Below are 19504 nucleotides of genomic sequence, written 5' to 3'. Positions count from 1 at the left end.
AACGGATCAGGCCGCGGCCGTGACGGGTTCCTCGGCGAACTGGGTGCGGTACAGCTCCGCGTAGCGGCCATCGGCGTTCAGTAGCTCGGAGTGGGTGCCGCGCTCCACGATCCGGCCCTGTTCCAGCACCAGGATCTGGTCGGCGGCGCGGATGGTGGACAACCGGTGCGCGATCACCAACGCGGTCCTGCCCTCCAGCGCTTCGGACAGCGCCTCCTGCACGGCGGCTTCCGAGGTGGAGTCCAGCGACGCGGTCGCCTCGTCCAGGATCACCACACGCGGCTGCTTGAGCAGCAGGCGGGCGATGGTCAGGCGCTGGCGTTCACCCCCGGAGAGCCGGTAGCCGCGCTCGCCGACCACGGTCTCCAACCCGTCCGGCAGCGACGCGATCAAGTCGCGCAGCCGGGCGCGCTCGAGCGCGTCCCACAGTTCGTCCTCGGTGGCCTCCGGCCGCGCGAGCAGGAGATTGGCGCGGATGGTGTCGTGGAACAGGTGCCCGTCCTGGGTGACGAGGCCGACGGTGTCGCGGAGCGATCCGGTGGTCACCTCGCGCACGTCGACGCCGTTCAACCGCACCGCGCCCGCGTCGACGTCGTAGAGACGGGAGACAAGCTGCGCGATGGTCGATTTGCCCGCGCCCGACGAGCCGACCAGCGCGACCAGCTGACCGGGCTCGGCGCGCAGCGACACGTCGTGCAGCACCTGCACCCCGCCGCGGGTGTCCAGATTCGCCACGTCCTCCAGTGAGGCCAGCGACACCTTGTCGGCCGACGGGTAGCCGAAGCTCACCGCGTCCAGCTCCACCGCGACCGGGCCCTCCGGAACCGGTTTCGCATCCGGCGCGTCCTCGATCAGCGGCTTCAGATCGAGCACTTCGAAGACGCGCTCGAAGCTCACCAGCGCGGCCATGATCTCCATCCGGGCGCTGGCCAGTGCGGTGAGCGGGGTGTAGAGCCTGGTCAGCAGCAGCGACAGCGCCACGACCGCGCCCGCGTCCAGCTGCCCGCGCAGGGCGTACCAGCCGCCGAGGCCGTACACCAAGGCGATCGCCAGCGCGGACACCAGGGTGAGCGAGGTGACGAAGACCGTTTGCAGCATCGCGGTGCGCACGCCGATGTTCCGCACCCGGCGGGCCCGCAGCGCGAACTCGTCGGACTCCTGTTCCGGCCGCCCGAAGAGTTTGACCAGCGTCGCGCCCGGCGCGGAGAACCGCTCGGTCATCTGGGTGCTCATCGCCGCGTTCAGCCGGGCGGCTTCGCGCTGCAAGTCGGCCAGGCGGTTGCCCATCCGGCGCGCCGGGAACACGAACACCGGAAGCAACACCAGCGCGAGCAAGGTGATCTGCCACGAGATGCTGATCATCACCCCGAGGGTCAGCGCGAGGGTGACCAGGTTGGCCACCACGCCGGACAGGGTGTCGCTGAACGCCCGCTGAGCGCCGATCACATCGTTGTTCAAGCGGCTGACCAGCGCGCCGGTCCTGGTGCGGGTGAAGAAGGCGACGGGCATCTTCTGCACGTGGTCGAACACGGCGGTGCGCAGATCGAGGATGAGCCCCTCACCGATGCGCGCCGACATCCACCGGATCGCGACCCCGAGCCCCGCGTCGAACACCGCGAGCACGCCGATCACCGCCGCGAGAACGACCACCACCCGTGGCGCCGCCCCGCCGACTATGTGGTCGACGACCCGGCCCGCAAGCACCGGCGTCGCCACCGCGAGCACCGCCGACACCACACTGAACAGCAGGAACGCGCCGATCCGCCGCCGGTGCGGCGCGGCGAACCGCAGGATGCGCCGCGCGGTGGCGAGCCGGAACGGCCGCTGTTCCTGCGGCGCGTTCGCCCGCCGGTACATCTGGCTCCACGCCACGGATTCGATGCTCACGTCGTACTCCCTCTTCGCTCCCCACCCATCCAAGACCTGGCCACCGACACTAAGACCTCAACAATGGTTGAGTTCAAGTCGATTCCGTCAGCCGAGGGTTTCCGCCCACAGCGAAACCGGCCGAGGCCCCGAACCTCCCACCGCCCCTGACGCGAATGACGTTGGCGCAACCGGCGCGGCGAACACCCGGCGAACGCCGCCGGCATGCCCGCCTCGGAACGGCGGAGGGCGATCGGCGCGGCGTGTCGGCGAAGCATTCGTCACCGACGCATACCGCCGAGCGTGCACGCACAGATGCGCCGCTTCCCCCAAGTCTCGATCCGGCGAGCAGCCGGCACGACCGCATGGGCCTGGAACGCCGGACAGCCAGCGCCGCCACAATCCTTTCGCACCGCCTGTAGAGGTCCGACGCCGTAGACGAACACGTGCCGCCATGGTCGGCGGTCCCCAGGACCACCTTGTCCGCGGTCGGCCACGCGTGCCGCCCGCCTTGTCATCGGCCGCCGTGGGCCGTGCACTCGCGCAGCGGGCTTGGCAATCGGCGCGCCAGTGGGTGACGCTGTGGGCGAATATTTCACCGTCAGGGTCGGTGGTCTCCAGGACCACCTTGTCCGTGGTCGGCCACGCGTGCCGATCGCCTTGTCGTCGGCCGCTGTGGGCCGTGCACTCGCGCAGCGGGCTTGGCAATCGGCGCGCCCAGTGGGTGACGCTGTGGGCGAATATTTCACCGTCAGGGTCGGTGGTCTCCAGGACCACCTTGTCCGCGGTCGGCCACGCGTGCCGACCGCCCTGTCATCGGCCACTGTGAATCGCGCACCTGGGCGGCAGGCTCCGCAACCGACGCGCCCAGCGCACCCCCACCACCGGTTTCGAGCGAAGCGAGACCGAGCATCCGCCGTTCGCGGCCCGGCTCGCGTTTGCGCGGCCGCCGCGCACGCGACGAAGGAGCAAGCGGCGGTCGCGTAAACGCGAGCCACAAGAGGGCCGCGAACACCCAGCGCCGCAGGCGCTGGAAGAATAAACACAGTGAACCGGATGGCGGCCCTGCGCGGCAGGATCGATGGTGCGGTCGACACCTCCGACCGGCGGCGGGCGGAGTACTCCTCCGACGCGTCGAACTATCGGGTCCTCCCGGCGGCGGTCGTCTTCCCCCGTACCGACGACGACGTAGCGAATACCTTGGAATTCGCCCGAGCCGAGGGGCTGCCGGTGACCGCGCGCGGCTCGGGAACGTCGGTGGCGGGCAACGCGATCGGCCCCGGGCTGGTGCTCGATTTCAGCAGGCATATGAACCGGGTCGTGTCGATCGATCCGGACCAGCGCCTGGCCACCGTGCAGCCGGGCGTGGTCCTGTCGGAGTTGCAGCGCGCGGCCCGTCCGCACGGCTTACGCTTCGGGCCCGACCCTTCGACGCAGAACCGCTGCACGCTCGGCGGCATGATCGGCAACAACGCGTGCGGACCGCGCGCCGTCGCGTGGGGCCGCACTTCCGACACGGTGCGCGAGCTGCGCATCCTGGACGGCACCTGCACGGAGCGCACGCTGGCCGCCGACCTGTCCGCGGTGCCTGGTCTCGCGGAATTCAGCCGGGCCAATCTCGCGGTGCTGCGCACCGATCTCGGCCGCTTCGACCGCCAGGCATCCGGTTACGGCTTGGAACACCTGCTGCCCGAGCGCGGCGCGTCGGCGGCGAAGGCGTTCGTCGGCAGCGAGGGCACCTGCGGCCTGCTGCTCGGCGCGACCGTGGAGCTGGTCGAGCTGCCGGCGGCCACCGTGCTCACGGTGCTCGGCTACCCCGACATCGCCACCGCGGCCGACGACGTCGCCGCCGTGCTGGCCTGCGCGCCGATCGCGGTGGAGGGCATCGACGCGCGGCTGGTGGACGTGGTGCGGGCGCACCGGGGGACGGTGCCCGACCTCCCGCGCGGCGGTGGGTGGCTGTTCGTGGAGACCGCGGGCGCGACGCGGGCCGAGGCGCTGGCCGCCGCGCAGCGGCTGTGCCGGACGGCGGGCGCGGTGGACAGCAGGATCGTGACCGATCCAGGCATCGCCGCGGCACTGTGGCGAATCCGCGCCGACGGGGCGGGGCTGGCCGGCCGCACGGCGGACGGGCAGCCGGCCTGGCCCGGCTGGGAGGACGCTGCCGTCCCACCTGCCCGGCTCGGCGCCTACCTGCGCGATTTCGCCGACCTGACCCGCGAGCACGGCGTCGACGGGCTGCTGTACGGGCATATCGGCGACGGCTGCATCCATGTCCGCCTCGATCTCCCGATCGCCGACGCGCCGCACCGCTTCCGCGCCTTCCTCTTCGACGCGGCGGAGCTGGTCGTCCGGCACGGCGGTTCGCTGTCCGGCGAGCACGGTGACGGCCGGGCTCGCTCCGAGTTGCTCGCGGCGATGTACTCCCCCGCGGTGCTCGAGGTCTTCGCCGGGTACAAAGCGCTGTTCGACCCCGGCGACATCCTCAACCCCGGCGTGCTTGTCGCACCGCGGCCGATCGACGCCGACCTGCGGCTGGCCGGACTCGGTCGCGTCGCCGCGTCGAAGGGTTACCTGCTCGCGGAGGACGACGGCGATATGGGCGTCGCGGTCCATCGCTGTGTCGGCGTCGGCAAATGTCGCGCCGACGGCGGTTTCATGTGCCCGTCCTACCAGGCCACCCGGGACGAGAAGGACAGCACCCGCGGGCGGGCGAGGGTGCTGCAAGAGGTGGCGCGCGGCGCGCTGCCCTGGTCGTCGGACGCCGTCGCCGAGTCGCTGGATCTGTGCCTGTCCTGCCGGGCGTGCCGGTCGGACTGCCCCGCGGGTGTGGACATGGCCACCTACAAGTCGGAGACGCTGTATCGCCGCTACCGCCACCGGCTCCGGCCCGTCGATCACTATGCGCTGGGCTGGCTGCCTCGATGGCTGTCCGTCGCGAGCCGGATGCCGCGGGTCGTCAACGCGCTCGCGGGCCGGACCGCGCTGCGCCGAGCCGGGTTGCGGGCCGCGGGCATCGACCCGCGCCGCGACGTGCCGCGCCTCGCCCCGCGCACCTTCCGCCGCATCTGGCGCGATCTGGACGAAGGCGACCGGCTGGCCGAGTCCGCCTACGCGCCCGAAGAGCGGGTCGGAAGCGGTGTCTCCGGCGAGGTGATGCTGTGGATCGATACCTTCACCGACGCGTTCGACCCGGAGATCGCCTTGGCCGCGGCACGGCTGCTGGCCGCGGCGGGCTACCGCGTGCGGATCCCCGAGCGGCGCGTCTGCTGCGGACTCACTTGGATCAGCACCGGTCAGCTCGACGGCGCCCGCGCGCGGTTGCGGGCGACGCTGACCGCGTTGCAGGAGCACGTCGACGCGGGCGGCGTGGTCGTGGGGCTGGAGCCGTCCTGCACCGCGGTCCTGCGCGCGGACCTGACGGAACTGTTGCCGGACGATCCGAGAGCGGCCAGGACCGCCGCCGCCGTGCGCACCCTGGCCGAGTTCCTCGCCGAACAGCCGACCTGGCGCCCGCCGCGGCGGACCGGCAGGCGCGTGGTCGTTCAACCGCATTGTCACCAGCACGCGATTCTCGGATTCGATGCCGATCGCCGTTTATTAGCCCGCATGGGTGTGACGGTGACGGAAATCACCGGTTGCTGTGGGCTGGCGGGCAATTTCGGAATGCAATCGGGCCATTACGACATTTCGGTCGCGGTGGCCGAGAACGGCATGCTCCCCGCCCTGCGCGCCGCGGGCGCGGACGCGCTCTTCCTCGCCGACGGCTTCTCCTGTCGCACGCAGGCCGCTGCCCTTTCCGGGCGACGGGCGCGCCATATCGCGCAATTCCTGCTGGAAGGGTGAGCTTTCGAGCGCCCGCCGACGGGCCGGTGGGCGCCCGCGTGGTTCAGCTGCCGAACGGCAAGGTGCCAGGCGGGATCTGGTAGCCCGAGCTGCCCGCGAAAACCCCACCCCAGGCGTTGAGCAACCAGTTGAGCACATTGGTGATCATCAGAGAACCTCCGTCATTGCTACAGCCAGATATTTGCCGAACTAAAACAATATCGCCGCTAATCTCGTGCCGTTACATCGTATTACGAATCCATAATTATGTGCGATCGGTATGAAAAGCCTTTGGTGTGGCTCAGATGATAATCCGCCCCGCCCGGCGGAGGCGGACGCGGCGCCGCGCGGCGCACCGGGCAGAATGATTCCGGTGCGCAGCGTGACGGTCGAGCCGGGAGCCAGCCGGACCGTGACCACGGATCGGCCGATCGATCTGGCCTGCACGCTGGCCCCCCTCGGTCGCGGCGCGGGCGACCCGTGCCACCGGGTGACGGCCGACGGCGCGCACTGGCATGCTTCCCGGCTGCCGACCGGTCCGGTCACCTACCGCCTGGCCCAGTCCGATCCGTTCACCGTGCAGGCCCACGCGTGGGGTCCGGGCGCGGCGGAATTCCTCGCGGGTCTCGAGCACATGCTCTGCCTGGACGAGGACGTCTCGGCATTCCTCCCGGATCATCCGAAGCTCGTCGATGCCCACCGCCGCTTTCCTGGCCTGCGCATGCTGCGCACCGGCCTGGTCTTCGAAGCGCTGGTGCCGTCGGTGCTGGAACAGAAGGTGCACACAATTTCCGCACGGGCCTCGTGGCGGAAACTGGTGCGGCAGTACGGCGAACCGGCGCCGGGCCCCGTGCCGGAGGGTATGCGGTTGCCGCCGGACGCGGACGCTTGGCGGCGCATCCCCTCCTGGGTCTACCACCGCGCCAATGTCGGACCGCAGCGTGCCCAGACCATCGTGCGCGCGGCTCGAATCGCCGATTCGCTGGAGCGCGCGGCCCGGGTCGATCCGGTCGAGGCGGCGCGGATGCTGCGCAGTGTCCCCGGTATCGGGGTGTGGACCGCCGCGGAGATCGCGCAGCGGGCTTTCGGCGACGCGGACGCGCTGTCGGTCGGCGATTACCACCTCGCCGCCGCGGTCGGCTGGACGCTGCTCGGCCGTCCCATCGATGATGACGCGATGGTCGAATATCTGGAACCGCTACGCCCGCATCGCTACCGGGCGATCCGCCTGCTCGAGATCAGCGGCCACTTCCACAAGCCGAAGTTCGGCCCGCGCACCCCGCTGACCGACCACACCTGGCACTGATCCCTCCGCGCGTTCACTTTTCCGCAGTTTTGCCCCTTCTTTATCAGTCGGTGCGGGGCGGGGAAAAGCAAAACTAGAGGTTGTCGCGCCACACTCGGCCGTCGCCGCATTCACATCGGTACGTGAGCGATAGCCGAAGGGGTTCGCAATGGCGCGCACCTCATCGTCGAACCACACAACTGCAGGGGGTTGTCAGTGGAGCAGAGGCCACTGGGGGATACACCGCGATCCAGATGCCAGTTCTACCGGCGGGAGTGCGATCTGCCCGCCGTCGTCGATCCGCCCGAACTCGGCCGGATCGTGATGCGCGCCGGGTCGGTGTGGGCGTTGACCATGCCGAGCGGCCTGGGACAGGCCGTCAAGGCGCACATGCAGAGCAAGAGCGTGCGGCTCGGCCCGATTCTGGCGCATCCCCGCTCCAATCGCTGGACTTTCCTGATCGCGCCGGATCTGCCCGAGAACGATACGCGCTTGTTCGCGGAGTTGTTCCGGCTCAACGTCTCGGTGTCGCGCACCGGGTCGACGATCGCGTTGCCGTCCCCGACGGCGTCGGTCGGCGCGATCCGCTCCTGGATCGTGCCGCCGCGCAACAGGTTTCGGCCGTCCGGGCGAGTGGTGGTCGCGGCCATTCGGGCATGGGCGGAGCCCGCGCCGCGCCGCCGCTGAGGGCGGGGGCCGCACCGGGAGATTCCACCGGATCGTGGGGCGGGTACCGGCCTTTTCGCCGGTGCCCGCCCGGCGGCGGCGGTACTATCGGGCGCGCGTGCGTATGTCCAGCGATGGTGCTGGGTTCTCGGTCCGTACGTCTCCCCACGGCAGACAGCGAAGGAGTCCGTTTCGTGAGCATTCAAGGCAACGCGAACATCGACCTGACCGGCGCCACGTGGCGGAAAGCCGGAGACGGTTCCGGAAACGACAGCGTCGAAGTGGCCCTGCTCGCCGACGGGCATGTGGGAATGCGCAACGGAAACGACCCCGAGGGCCCGGTGTTGATCTTCACGCCGGGAGAGTGGGCCGCCTTCACCGCCGGGGTGCAGGACGGTGAGTTCGACCGGCCACGCTGAGGCACGCCCGCCTTCGAGATCACGGAATGACACATTTTCGGCAACGGAAAGACGTTTGCCGAGGCCGGATACGGGTAGCCCAATGTCTGTGGACCGTGGGCTCAAGAGTTCCCATCCCCGGTACCGGAAATTGCGGCCGGACGATTGGGTGGAATGGCTGATCGTCGCGCTGCTGTTCGCGGTATCGGCGGTCGGAGTCTTCGTCCTCACCAGCTCGCTGCTGTCGGCGCTGCTCGTCGGCCTGCTGGTGTGGGTGGTGGCCCTCGGTGTCGTGGCCATGTTGTAAGGGTGCGCCGACCGGCCGGGGATCGCCCCGGCCGGTTGTCCGGCGACTAGCGGCGGAACAGTTTGTTGCCCAGCCAGACCAGCGGGTCGTACTTGCGATCGGCCACCCGTTCCTTCATCGGGATCAGCGCGTTGTCGGTGATCTTGATGTGCTCGGGGCAGACCTCGGTGCAGCATTTGGTGATGTTGCACAGCCCGAGCCCGTGCTCGTCCTGCGCGAGCTCGGTCCGGTCGCCGACATCGAGCGGGTGCATCTCCAATTCGCTGATCCGCATCAAATAGCGGGGTCCGGCGAACGCTTTCTTGTTCTCCTCGTGGTCACGAACCACATGACAGGTGTTCTGGCACAGGAAGCACTCGATGCACTTGCGGAATTCCTGTGAACGTTCCACGTCGACCTGTTTCATCCGGTACTCGCCCGGTTTGAGATCGGCGGGTGGCGTGAAAGACGGGATCTCGCGCGCCTTTTCGTAATTGAACGACACGTCGGTCACGAGGTCCTTGATCACGGGGAAGGTGCGCATCGGCGTCACCGTGATCACTTCGTCCTGGGTGAAGGTGGACATGCGGGTCATGCACAGCAGCCGCGGCCGCCCGTTCACCTCGGCCGAACAAGAACCGCATTTGCCCGCCTTGCAGTTCCAGCGCACGGCCAGATCGGGCGCCTGGGTGGCCTGTAGGCGGTGGATGATGTCGAGCACCACCTCGCCCTCGTTCACCAGCACGGTGAAATCCTGCAGTTCTCCGCCGTCGAGATCGCCGCGCCATACGCGGAATTTGGCGTCGTAACCCATCGTTACGCCTCTCGCTCCGTCGAATGCCCGGCCGCGGCCGGGTGCCCGGCGAGTTCATCCGGGGTGTAGTACTTCTCGAGCTCGCCGAGATCGAAAAGGGCGAGCAGGTCCGATCGCATCGGGATCTGATCCTTGCGCGTCACGGTGACACCGGGAATCGGGTCGCCGGCCGTGTCCGGATCCACCGCGCACACCAGCAGCTTGTTCCGCCAGTCGGGGTCCATCGACGGGTAGTCGTCGCGGGTGTGACCGCCGCGGCTCTCGGTCCGCAGCAGCGCCGCGTGCGCCACGCATTCGCTGACCAGCAGCATGTTCTGCAAGTCGAGCGCGAGATGCCAGCCGGGGTTGAACTGGCGGTGGCCCTCCACGGTCACCTGGCGGAACCGGGCGCGCAGCTCGGCGAGCTTGTCGATCGCCTCGCGCACCTCGTGTTCTTTGCGGATGATGCCGACCAGGTCGTTCATCGTCTGCTGCAGATCGGTGTGCAAGGTGTAGGGGTTCTCGCCTTTGCCGTCGGCGGGCGGATCGAACGGCGCGACGGCGGCCCGCGCGGCGTTCGTGATGTCGTCCTCCGCGACCGACGGACGCTCGCCGAGCTGTTCCACATAGGCGGCGGCCCCGAGCCCGGCCCGGCGACCGAACACCAGCAGGTCGGACAGCGAGTTCCCGCCCAGGCGATTGGACCCGTGCATGCCGCCGGAGCACTCGCCCGCGGCGAACAGGCCGGGCACCGTGGCCGCACCGGTGTCCGGATCGACTTCGATCCCGCCCATCACGTAGTGACAGGTCGGGCCGACCTCCATCGGCTCCTTTGTGATGTCCACGTCGGCGAGCTCTTTGAACTGATGGTGCATCGAAGGCAGCCGCCGCACGATCTCCTCGGCGGGCATCCGGGAAGCGATGTCGAGGTAGACGCCGCCGTGCTCGGTGCCGCGCCCGGCCTTGACCTCCTCGTTGATGGCGCGGGCGACCTCGTCGCGCGGCAGCAGGTCCGGTGTGCGGCGCGCGGAGTCGTTGTCACGCAGCCACTGGTCGGCCTCTTCCTCGGTCTCGGCGTACTGCCCTTTGAAGACCGGCGGAATGTAGTCGAACATGAACCGCTTGCCCTCGGTGTTCTTCAGCACCCCGCCGTCGCCGCGCACGCCCTCGGTGACGAGGATGCCCTTCACGCTGGGCGGCCACACCATGCCGGTCGGGTGGAACTGCAGGAACTCCATGTTGATCAGCGTCGCGCCCGCCCGCAGTGCCAGCGCGTGCCCGTCGCCGGTGTACTCCCATGAGTTGGAGGTCACCTTGTAGGACTTGCCGATACCGCCGGTCGCAAGGACCACCGCCGGGGCCTCGAACAGGATGAAGCGGCCGGATTCGCGCCAGTAACCGAACGCGCCGGAGATGCGGTCACCGTCCTTGAGCAATTCGGTGATGGTGCATTCGGCGAAGACCTTGATGCGCTTCTCGTAGTCGCCGGTCTCGGCGAAATCCTCCTGCTGCAGCGAGACGATCTTCTGCTGCATGGTGCGGATGATCTCCAGGCCGGTGCGGTCGCCGACGTGCGCGAGCCGCGGGTAGGTGTGGCCGCCGAAATTGCGCTGGCTGATGCGACCGTCCGGCGTCCGGTCGAACAGCGCTCCGTAGGTCTCCAGTTCCCACACTCGATCGGGCGCTTCCTGGGCATGCAATTCGGCCATGCGCCAGTTGTTGAGGAACTTGCCGCCGCGCATCGTGTCCCGGAAATGGACCTGCCAATTGTCCTTTTCGTTAGCGTTGCCCATCGACGCCGCGCAGCCGCCTTCGGCCATCACGGTGTGGGCCTTGCCGAACAGCGATTTGCACACCACCGCGACGGACAGGCCGTGCTCCCTGGCTTCGATGACCGCCCGCAGTCCGGCGCCGCCCGCTCCGATCACGACGACGTCGTAGTTGTGCCGTTCCACTTCTGCCATGCAGAAAAACTCCTCGATGAGGCGGTCAGTCGATGAACCGCAGATCCGAAATCGTTTGGCTGGCAACCAACATGACGTAGAAGTCGGTCAGCACGAGCGTGCCGAGGGTGGTCCAGGCCAGCGTCATGTGCCGGGTGTTCAGCTTGGAGACCTGAGTCCAGAACCAGTAGCGCACCGGATGCGCGGAGAAGTGCTTGAGCCGTCCGCCCGCGATGTGCCTGCACGAGTGGCACGACAGCGTGTAGGCCCACAGCAGGATCACGTTGAGCAGCAACACGATATTGCCGAGGCCGAAACCGAAGCCGCCGGTCTTGCCGTGGAAGGCGACGACGGCGTCATAGGTGTTGATCAGCGAGACCACCACGGCCACATAGAAGAAGTAGCGATGCGCGTTCTGGATGATCAGCGGCAGCTTGGTCTCGCCGGTGTACTTGGCGTGCGGCTCGGCCACGGCGCAGGCGGGCGGGGAGAACCACACCGACCGGTAGTAGGCCTTGCGGTAGTAGTAGCAGGTCAGCCGGAAGCCGAGCAGGAACGGCAGCACCACGAAGCCCAGTGGCAGGATCGCGGGCAGCTCGCCGAAGGGGGTGCCGAAATGGCTGGAGCCCTCGACGCAGGAAGTGCTCAGGCACGGCGAGTAGAAGGGGGTCAGATAGTGATAGTCAGGAACCCAATATGCCGTACGCACATACGATCTGATCGTCGCGTAGATGACGAACGCGGCGAGCCCGAGCACCGTGACGAGTGGGGGGATCCACCATCGGTCGGTGCGCAATGTGCGATCCGAGATCCGGGCCCTTGTTCTGCTGAATACGCCGGTGCCCGCTTCGGGGGCGGCGGTCGGTGCGGCACTCACAGGGGGATGCCTCGCTGATCTTGTGTGCGGGTGGTCATCGGTACCTCCGCAATCGAATGTGATGCTGAGCACCATACGACACGTCCGCTATTGATCGAGCGGGGTCTCGACAAACCCGCCCCGCCGTCAACCGTATGATTTACGCCACATCGGGCAGGGCTCAGGTATGTCTCCCGGAAGTTCCGGGCCAACCGGACTTTTCGAAGTCCGAGGCAGCGAAATGAGTTTCGAGCAGGGCGAATGGGAGCGCCGGATTTGCCTCTTCAACCGTCGCCCGGCAGGTGCCGCGACAGAGGCGGCGTGACCTGTCCCGGGGCGGACGCGGCATGCCCGATGCCGGGGCGGATGGGTCGTGACCTGTGTCGCGGTGGATGCGACGTGGCCTGTCGTGACCTGTCCCGGGGCGGACGCGACATGCCCGACGCCGTGACGGACGCGGCACACGGTGTGCCGCGGCGGGCCGGTGCGGCCTCGAACGCCGACGTGCTCAGAACGCTCACAGCGTTGCCGTGTCTTCGCGCTCGGCGTGGGCGCTGGATGGAAGCCCTGAGCGCCGCCGTAGCGGGCATGGACGCCGCGGTGGGCGGCTACCCCGCCGCCCACCGGGGACTACTTCGTCCGCGGACGGGAGTGGAAGCCCAGCCCCTCGTCCTGCGCGCCCATCCACGCGGCCTCGTCGGACTTGCTGTCCGGTACGTAGATGACGTCCTGCGTCCGGCGCGGCACCTCGGGCGGCGGTGACTGCTCGAGTTCGTCGGCGTCGATGACGAGCCGCTCGAGGTCGTTCTCCAACCGCCGCACCGTGCTGGCGTCACCGTACTGGCTGCGGAGTACGCCGATGGATTGCCGGAGCTGGCCGACCGCGTAGCGTAGTTCCGCGAATTCGCTGCGAGTCATCGATACCTCCTGATTCCCTGGCGGACATGCGAACTCGGTGCAGTGACGCACGGTTGCCCGTTTGCCTTGGACCGCGCTGCACCCAGCCGTGTGACCCACCACACAACGTGATCTACAACACAGTACCGAAAGAATTTGTTCCTGGCTCGTGCGAGGGAGAAATCCGCTGGTTGCCGCCGGATTGCCGAAGCTCAGCCAGCGGCGGCGTAGCCGGCGTCGGGCCGCGCTACGGCGAACGCGCGCTCGGCGAGCCCGACGATGGACAGCGCGACCTCGTCGGCTCGTTCGAGCAGCACGCTGTGCCCGGCCCCTTCCAGGCGGACCAATTCGGCACCGGCCAGCTGCGAGGCCAGCGCCACGGAGTGGGCGAAGGGGAAGATGAGGTCGGCCGAACCCGCAAGGACCAGCGCGGGGACGGCGCCGAGGTGGTGCAGGGTCGCCGTTTCGTCGAAGGTGATCAGCGAGTGCAGGAATCCGGCCATGGTCACCAGCGGGGTGTCGTTCAGCATCGCGGTGGCCAGCGCGGCCATCCGCGGGTTCACCTTCCCGGCGCCGAATTCGGCCTCGCGCAGGATCGGCGCGAAGAGGCGGCGGGTCAGGCGCCGGGACGCCTGCATCACCCGCGGGGCGTGCGTGACGGCGGCTTGCAGCGAGTTCACCGCGCGCCGATGCAGCAGGCGCGCCAGCCCGGCCTCGGTGATCCCGGCGGCCGCGCCGGCGAGCAACCCGACGCCCGCGATCCGCGTGCCGATGGCCTGCGGGTAGAGCCGCGCGTAGGCGAGCACGACCATCGCGCCCATCGAGTGGCCGACCAGGATCACCGGACCGGTCGGCGCGACCGTCCGCAGCACGGTGTCGAGGTCGTGCCCGAGTTGCTCGATGGTGTAGGTCGACGGATGCGCCGCCCCGGACTCGCCGTGGCCGCGATGGTCGTAGAACACCATCCTGACGTCGTCGCCCCACTGCCGCAGGAGGTGCTGGCGCAAGGAGGTCCAGGATTCGGTGCGCAGGCAGTGGCCGTGCACGAAGACGACGCTCGCGAGGGCGTCGTCGGCGCCGAAGACGCGGACCGCGAGGGGGACACCGTCTGCGGCCGACACCGTGACGCGGTGGCCGTCGTGATCGGCGGCGCGGCGGGCGATGGTGGTGGACATGGCACCCTCCTGTGGGCGAGGCGCATGTTCGGCGTCTCCTGCCCAGTTGTCGAACTGGATTTCCGCGCCGTTACCCCCCTACACCTGCCGTTACGCACACGTTGTCCAACCGACGCCGCCGGTGGATGGGGCAGCTGTCGCCACGCGCACAGGAAAAACCACGGACGCTAGCTGACCACTAACGGGCCACCTTGGTTCGCGACCCGCGAGAAGAATCTGCGGCTTTCTAGGGAAAATTCAATAGTGGCAAATAGTGGGCGATAAGCCCGCCGCGCCCCGGCCACTGACGGGCGCGCGGCGGGTCCGCTGCCACTCAGGCCTTCGCGCCGGGGCGTGTGGACGGCAGGAACGGGTGCAGGAGGTTCTGCTCGGTCGACGGCCCCATCTGCCACTCCGCGATCCACGGGCCGGTTCCCTCGCTCGGGTCGAGCACGCCGTCCTCGAGCCATTCGTAGCGGCCGTCGAGCACGCCGCGGGTCAGGGTGCGGTCGTCGTCGTCGGTGTTCTCCCACAGCGCGTCGAACAACTCGCGCACGCGCAGCCGCGACTGCCTGCAGAAGGTGTCGGCCAGTTCTTCGGCCGCCTTGCCCTCCGGCGCGTCCGCGGCACGCAAGGCATGGGCGCGCACGCAGGCCGCCGACATCGCGAACAGCTCGGCGCCGATGTCGACGATCCGGCCGAGGAAGTTCTGCCGGTACTCCAGCCCCGCCTGCCAGCGGCCCATCGCGTACATCAGCGACCTGGCCTGCTTGCGCGCACTGCGCTCGACGAAGCGCAGATGCCGGGCCAGCACCCCGAACTCGGTGTAGGCCGCTGGCACCGTACCCGCGCCGACCGCGAGCTGCGGGAACCACTTGGCGTAGAAACCCGTCGCGCCGACCGCGGCCTTCGCCTTGTCCTTGAACTCGGCCTTGCGGTCGACCAGCGCGCCCGCCGCCGCCATGTGCGCGTCGGCCATCTCCCTGGCGATCAGCAGCCGCATGATCTCGCTGGACCCTTCGAAGATGCGATTGATCCGCAGATCGCGCACCAACTGTTCGGCGGGGACGGCCCGTTCGCCCCGCGCGGCGAGCGACGCCGCCGTCTCGTAGCCGCGGCCGCCGCGGATCTGCACGAGTTCGTCGGCGATCCGGCAGCTCATCTCGCTGGCCCACAGCTTGGCCAGCGCCGCCTCGATCCGGATGTCGTTGCGGCCCTCGTCGGACATGGTCGCCGACAGATCCAGCGCCGCTTCCAGCGCGAACGTGGTCGCCGCGATGAACGCGATCTTCTGGCCCACGGCCGCGTGCTCGCCCACCGGCCTGCCCCACTGCACCCGCTGGGTGCTCCACTCCCGCGCGATCTTCAGTGACCACTTGGCGGCGGCGGTGCACAACGCCGGAATGGCGAGCCTGCCCGCGTTCAGCGTGGTGAGCGCGATCTTGAGGCCGTCGCCCTCCCGGCCGATCAGGTTGCGCTTCGGCACCCGGACGTCGTGCATACGGGTCAGGCCGTTCTCGATGCCGCGCAGGCCCATGAAGGAGTTGCGGCGCTCGACGGTGATGCCCGGTGAGTCGGCCTCGACCACGAACGCCGAGATGCCGCCGCGATGCCCCTCGCTCTTGGGCACGCGCGCCATCACCACCAGCAGCTCGGCGACCACGCCGTTGGTCGTCCACAGCTTCACGCCGTTGAGCAGGTAGGCCTCACCGTCGTCGGTCGGCGTCGCGGTGCTGGCCATCCTGGCAGGATCGGAGCCGACGTCGGGCTCGGTGAGCAGGAACGCGCTGACCGCCCCGGCCGCGCAGCGGGGCAGGAACTCGGCCTTCTGCTCGTCGGTGCCAGCCAGTTTGAGCGGCTCGGGCACCCCGATGGACTGATGCGCGGAGAGCAGGACGCCGAGGCTCGGGTGCGTCGAGCCGACCAGCATCAGCGCTCGGTTGTAGCCGAACTGGGACAGCCCTTGTCCGCCGTACGATTGCGGGATCTTCAGGCCGAAGCAGCCGAGTTCGGCCAAGCCCTTGACGTACTTGTCCGGGATCCGGCCCTCCGCTTCGATCACCGACCCGTCCATGGACTCGCACAGCGTGCGCAGCCGGGACAGGAACGCTTCGGTGCGCTCGGCATCCTCGGGGCCGGGCTGCGGATACGGGTGGATCAGGTCGAGCCGGAAACGCCCAAGGAACATCTCCTTGGCGAAGGACGGTTTGGCCCAGCTCGTTTCGCGGGACTCCTCGACCAGTGCGCGGGCCTGTTCTTCGGTGGCGTCGACTTTCGCGGCTGTCGCCATGATGTCCTCCCTCGGGCGTGATCAGGATCACATTCGAGTGTAGGAGGGTTTGTTACTCACCGGTAGGCCCGCTGGTCGAGATAAATCTACGAATATCTAGCGATCTTGAAAGAGGGGCGAATAGGCAGCAATCCACCGCTGCCCGCAGGGCCGGCCCGGCTCAGACCGAGCGCAGATACCGGCCGAAATGCGGCACCGTGAACCCGATCGTGCCGCGCTCCGCGGAGTAGATGAGACCTTTCTTGATCAGGCCGTCGCGGGCGGGTGAGAGCGAAGCGGGCTTGCGGCCGAGTTCGTTGGCCACCGCCGCGGTCGCCACCGGGCCGTCGTCGCCGGACAGGTCGGCCATCGCCCGCATGTACTCCCGCTCGGCGGGCGTAGCCCGCTCGTAGCGGGAACCGAAGAACCCGACCGCGAGCTCTTCCTCGGCCGCGGGCGATGCCACCTCCACGTCCTCGGCCGTGATCGGGCTCTCCGGCGCCTGATCCCACACGGCCTTGCCGTAAGCCTGTACGAAATACGGGTAGCCATCCGCCTTGCTGTACAGCGCGTCCAGCGCCTCGTCGGTGAATTTCACGTCCTCGCGCCGGGCGGGCGCGATCAGCGCTTGATCGGCGGATTCCCGGTCCAAGCGGTCGATGCGGTGATAGCTGAATAGTCGCTCCGAATAGCTCTTCGAGGCGGACAGCACCGCGGGCAGGTGGGGCAGGCCCGCGCCGACCACGATCAGCGGCGCGGCGTCCTGGCTCAGTTCGTGGCACGCGCCGCAGATCGCGGAGATGTCGGCGGGACCCAGATCCTGCATCTCGTCGATGAAGATCGCGATGCCGACGCCGATGTCTGCGGCCAGTGCCGCGGCCTCCACCAGGAGTTCCACCAGATCGATCTCGATGTCGCCGGAATCGGCCCTGCCGCTCACCGCGGGGACGTCGATGCCGGGCTGCCAGCGCTCCCGCATGCCCTTGTCCGCGGTGGCCCGCAGCGCGAAAGCCTTGAGTATGCCGAGGAAGTCGTCCACCCGTTCCGGATTGCGGTGCGCCGTCGCGATCGCACGCGCAGCCATGTGCAGCGCCGAGGACAGTGGGCGGCGCAGTTCCTGGTCCGGACGCGCCTCGATCTTGCCGGTGCCCCAACCTCGCGATATCGCGGCCGAGCGAAGTTGGTTGAGCAGCACCGTCTTCCCGACGCCGCGCAGGCCGGTCAGCATGACGCTGCGTTCCGGCCGACCACGCGCGACGCGTTCGAGCACGATGTCGAAAGCCGTGAGTTGTTTGTCGCGCCCGGCCAATTCGGGCGGGCGCTGTCCCGCGCCGGGGGCATACGGGTTCCGCACGGGGTCCATGCCCCGACACCGTAGCGCGTTTCGTCCGGATAATCTGGGCGCATCTACGGCGTGTTCTAGAAAGCCTTAGCGTTTCGTATTGCACTATTGCTCTCGCCGCCGGTTCTCTAGGCTGGTGGCGGTTCGCCAGAATGGTCGCGCGGCAGGGCGGCGCGGGAACGGAGGGGCATGTCCGACGAACCACCTACCGCTGACCTCGCCGAGGTGGTCGGATCCTGGAACGTTCCGGCGGGCGCCACGGTGGCCGAGCGCATCCGGTCCAACATCCTCATCGCGATCGAGCGCGGCTACGACGATCCCCAGCTGGTCGCCGATCTCGCGGTCGGTCCGCTGGTCATGGCGCTCGGCAAGCTGGAGGTCGAGCTGGCCGAGGCGCGCCGCAGGATCGACGAACTCGAACGCGCGGTGCACGGGACGCGACGCTGAGCCGGGCGGTTGGACAGGCGAGGCGTCCCCGTTCGGTGTCCTCGCCCAGGGCGGCGAGACCGCTTCGTGACCTTCGCCCGACGGCGATTTTCCGCCGATCCGATCGGCGTTCCCGCCGTGATGGAAAAGATGCAGCTCTGTGCGCTGGACAACATCGCGTCGGCACCGTAATCTCTTCGTGACTTAGTGGAACCAGTCGCTTCGTAAGAGAAACGGCGCCACTAGTTACCGCCTTAACGGCTGTCGGGGCCAATCGGTCTCGGCTGTCGTGCCGGGGACCCACAGGTTCGTCTGGGGTGAATCCTCGAGGCCGATTCCGGCCGCGAGGTAGGGCCGCTCTCCCGGCCCGAACCCGTCAGCTAACCCGGTCGGCGGGAGAGCAGTAAGATCGGAGACGTAGCTCGGTGGGTAAACACAGCTTGCAACGGGATTCTCGGGTTCCGAATTCCGTCAAGGGCGCGATTGTCATGGGTGCGGTGGCCGCGACCGGCGCCATGCCTGCGATTCCGGCCATGGCCGCGACCATCAACGTTCCCGGTGTCGGCAATTTCGACGTTCCGCAGGAGTGGGAACAGCCGGTTCAGCAGCTCAATCAGCAGATCCAGCAGGCGCTCGCGGCCGTTCCCGCCGCCCCTGCCCAGGCGCCGCAAGAGGTCGCTCCCCAGGCCCCCAATTTCGCGCCCATGCTGCCGGGCCTGTTCGGCCAGCAGCAGAACAACAGCCCGGGCGACATCGCCCTCGACGCCGCCAAGACCAAGGTCGGCGCCCAGTACTCCTGGGGCGCGGCGGGTCCCCGTTCCTTCGACTGCTCGGGTCTGGTCCAGTGGGCGTTCCGCCAGGCGGGCGTCGAGCTGCCCCGCACCAGCTTCGAGCAGTCGCACGTCGGCGCTCCGGTCGCCTACAACGAGCTGAAGCCGGGCGACATCGTCATCACCAACGGCGGCGGTCACGTCGGCATCTACGCGGGCGACAACAAGCTCCTGAACGCCGTACAGACGGGTACGCCGGTGTCCTACACGCCGCTGCGCCCCGACATGGTGGTCACCGCACGCCGTATCGTCTAACGAGTGGCCCGCGCCGAATCCGGCATCCAAAGCACCGCGACCCAGGCCCGCGTCGATTCGTGGACCTGGGCGGTGCGCCTGTTCAAAACCAGGTCCGCTGCCGCGGAGGCCTGCCGTGGCGGGCATGTCCGGGTGAACGGCGCGACGGCCAAGCCCGCGCAGCCGGTGCGTACCGGTGACGAGGTGCGCGTCCGTGTGGGCGGCATCGAGCGCATCGTCATCGTGGAGCGGATCATCACCAAGCGCGTCGGCGCTCCGATCGCCGCGCAGTGCCTGATCGATCGCAGTCCGCCTCCGCCCCCGCGCGAAATCCTGGCGAGCTTGCCCCGCCGCGACCGCGGTGCGGGACGGCCGACCAAGCGTGAGCGTCGCGAGACCGACCGTCTCATGGGTCGAGACGAGCACTGAACGGA

16 protein-coding genes and 1 riboswitch are annotated in these 19504 nt (G+C 68.7%); of the genes, 8 read left to right on the top strand and 8 right to left on the bottom strand.

Translation table 11 applies throughout. The features are described 5' to 3' along the window. Positions 1–6: 6 nt before the first annotated feature. On the bottom strand, positions 7–1887 hold the full coding sequence (locus tag U3653_RS02045) for an ABC transporter ATP-binding protein (protein WP_195079522.1): 1881 nt from the start codon (positions 1885–1887) through the stop codon (positions 7–9). Between the two features lie 1035 nt (positions 1888–2922). Between U3653_RS02045 and U3653_RS02040 the strand changes: the two genes are divergently transcribed. The 5 genes from U3653_RS02040 to U3653_RS02020 all read left to right on the top strand — a co-directional run bounded on the left by U3653_RS02040 (position 2923) and on the right by U3653_RS02020 (position 8347). Continuing rightward, a complete protein-coding gene (locus U3653_RS02040) occupies positions 2923–5712 on the top strand; it encodes an FAD-binding and (Fe-S)-binding domain-containing protein (RefSeq protein WP_195079521.1) in 2790 nt (929 codons plus the stop codon). Between the two features lie 343 nt (positions 5713–6055). Continuing rightward, on the top strand, positions 6056–6997 hold the full coding sequence (locus U3653_RS02035; protein ID WP_195079520.1) for a DNA-3-methyladenine glycosylase family protein: 942 nt from the start codon (positions 6056–6058) through the stop codon (positions 6995–6997). Positions 6998–7192: 195 nt separating this feature from the next. Beyond that, entirely contained in the window at positions 7193–7663 is a 471-nt protein-coding gene (locus U3653_RS02030; RefSeq protein ID WP_195079519.1) for a DNA-directed RNA polymerase subunit beta, read from the top strand. 173 nt (positions 7664–7836) lie between these two features. Next, the gene (locus U3653_RS02025) at positions 7837–8061 is read left to right on the top strand and encodes a DUF397 domain-containing protein (RefSeq protein ID WP_323124341.1); all 225 of its coding nucleotides are present in this window, start codon (positions 7837–7839) and stop codon (positions 8059–8061) included. An 82-nt stretch (positions 8062–8143) separates the two neighbouring features. After that, positions 8144–8347 (top strand): hypothetical protein, encoded by a 204-nt coding sequence (locus U3653_RS02020; protein WP_323124340.1) that lies wholly within the window; start codon positions 8144–8146, stop codon positions 8345–8347. A 46-nt stretch (positions 8348–8393) separates the two neighbouring features. Here U3653_RS02020 and U3653_RS02015 read toward each other — a convergent pair whose 3' ends face one another. From U3653_RS02015 to U3653_RS01985, 7 genes are all read right to left on the bottom strand, one after another. Next, a complete protein-coding gene (locus U3653_RS02015) occupies positions 8394–9140 on the bottom strand; it encodes a succinate dehydrogenase/fumarate reductase iron-sulfur subunit (protein WP_039803305.1) in 747 nt (248 codons plus the stop codon). A 2-nt stretch (positions 9141–9142) separates the two neighbouring features. Continuing rightward, on the bottom strand, positions 9143–11083 hold the full coding sequence (locus tag U3653_RS02010) for a fumarate reductase/succinate dehydrogenase flavoprotein subunit (RefSeq protein ID WP_195079517.1): 1941 nt from the start codon (positions 11081–11083) through the stop codon (positions 9143–9145). A gap of 25 nt (positions 11084–11108) precedes the next feature. After that, a complete protein-coding gene (gene sdhC, locus U3653_RS02005) occupies positions 11109–11939 on the bottom strand; it encodes a succinate dehydrogenase subunit SdhC (protein ID WP_195079516.1) in 831 nt (276 codons plus the stop codon). Between the two features lie 609 nt (positions 11940–12548). After that, the gene (locus U3653_RS02000; protein WP_195079515.1) at positions 12549–12836 is read right to left on the bottom strand and encodes an Rv0250c family protein; all 288 of its coding nucleotides are present in this window, start codon (positions 12834–12836) and stop codon (positions 12549–12551) included. Positions 12837–13027: 191 nt separating this feature from the next. Continuing rightward, entirely contained in the window at positions 13028–13990 is a 963-nt protein-coding gene (locus U3653_RS01995; RefSeq protein ID WP_195079514.1) for an alpha/beta fold hydrolase, read from the bottom strand. A gap of 313 nt (positions 13991–14303) precedes the next feature. Continuing rightward, positions 14304–16259 (bottom strand): acyl-CoA dehydrogenase family protein, encoded by a 1956-nt coding sequence (locus U3653_RS01990; RefSeq protein WP_195079513.1) that lies wholly within the window; start codon positions 16257–16259, stop codon positions 14304–14306. 160 nt (positions 16260–16419) lie between these two features. Further along, positions 16420–17601 (bottom strand): DUF8462 domain-containing protein, encoded by a 1182-nt coding sequence (locus U3653_RS01985; RefSeq protein WP_195079512.1) that lies wholly within the window; start codon positions 17599–17601, stop codon positions 16420–16422. Between the two features lie 168 nt (positions 17602–17769). Between U3653_RS01985 and U3653_RS01980 the strand changes: the two genes are divergently transcribed. The 3 genes from U3653_RS01980 to U3653_RS01970 all read left to right on the top strand — a co-directional run bounded on the left by U3653_RS01980 (position 17770) and on the right by U3653_RS01970 (position 19499). After that, positions 17770–18027: a hypothetical protein gene (locus tag U3653_RS01980; RefSeq protein ID WP_195079511.1), complete on the top strand. Its 258-nt coding sequence runs from the start codon at positions 17770–17772 to the stop codon at positions 18025–18027. 219 nt (positions 18028–18246) lie between these two features. Next, a riboswitch (cyclic di-AMP (ydaO/yuaA leader) is annotated at positions 18247–18416 on the top strand. Between the two features lie 78 nt (positions 18417–18494). Further along, positions 18495–19091, top strand: coding sequence for a C40 family peptidase (locus U3653_RS01975; RefSeq protein WP_195079510.1), 597 nt, complete (start codon positions 18495–18497; stop codon positions 19089–19091). A 3-nt stretch (positions 19092–19094) separates the two neighbouring features. Further along, positions 19095–19499: an RNA-binding S4 domain-containing protein gene (locus U3653_RS01970; RefSeq protein WP_323124339.1), complete on the top strand. Its 405-nt coding sequence runs from the start codon at positions 19095–19097 to the stop codon at positions 19497–19499. The last annotated feature ends 5 nt before the right edge of the window (positions 19500–19504 follow it).

The sequence above is a fragment of the Nocardia implantans genome (genome assembly GCF_035544775.1).
Lineage (GTDB): Bacteria > Actinomycetota > Actinomycetes > Mycobacteriales > Mycobacteriaceae > Nocardia > Nocardia implantans.
This window is presented reverse-complemented; position numbering and strand designations above follow the sequence as displayed.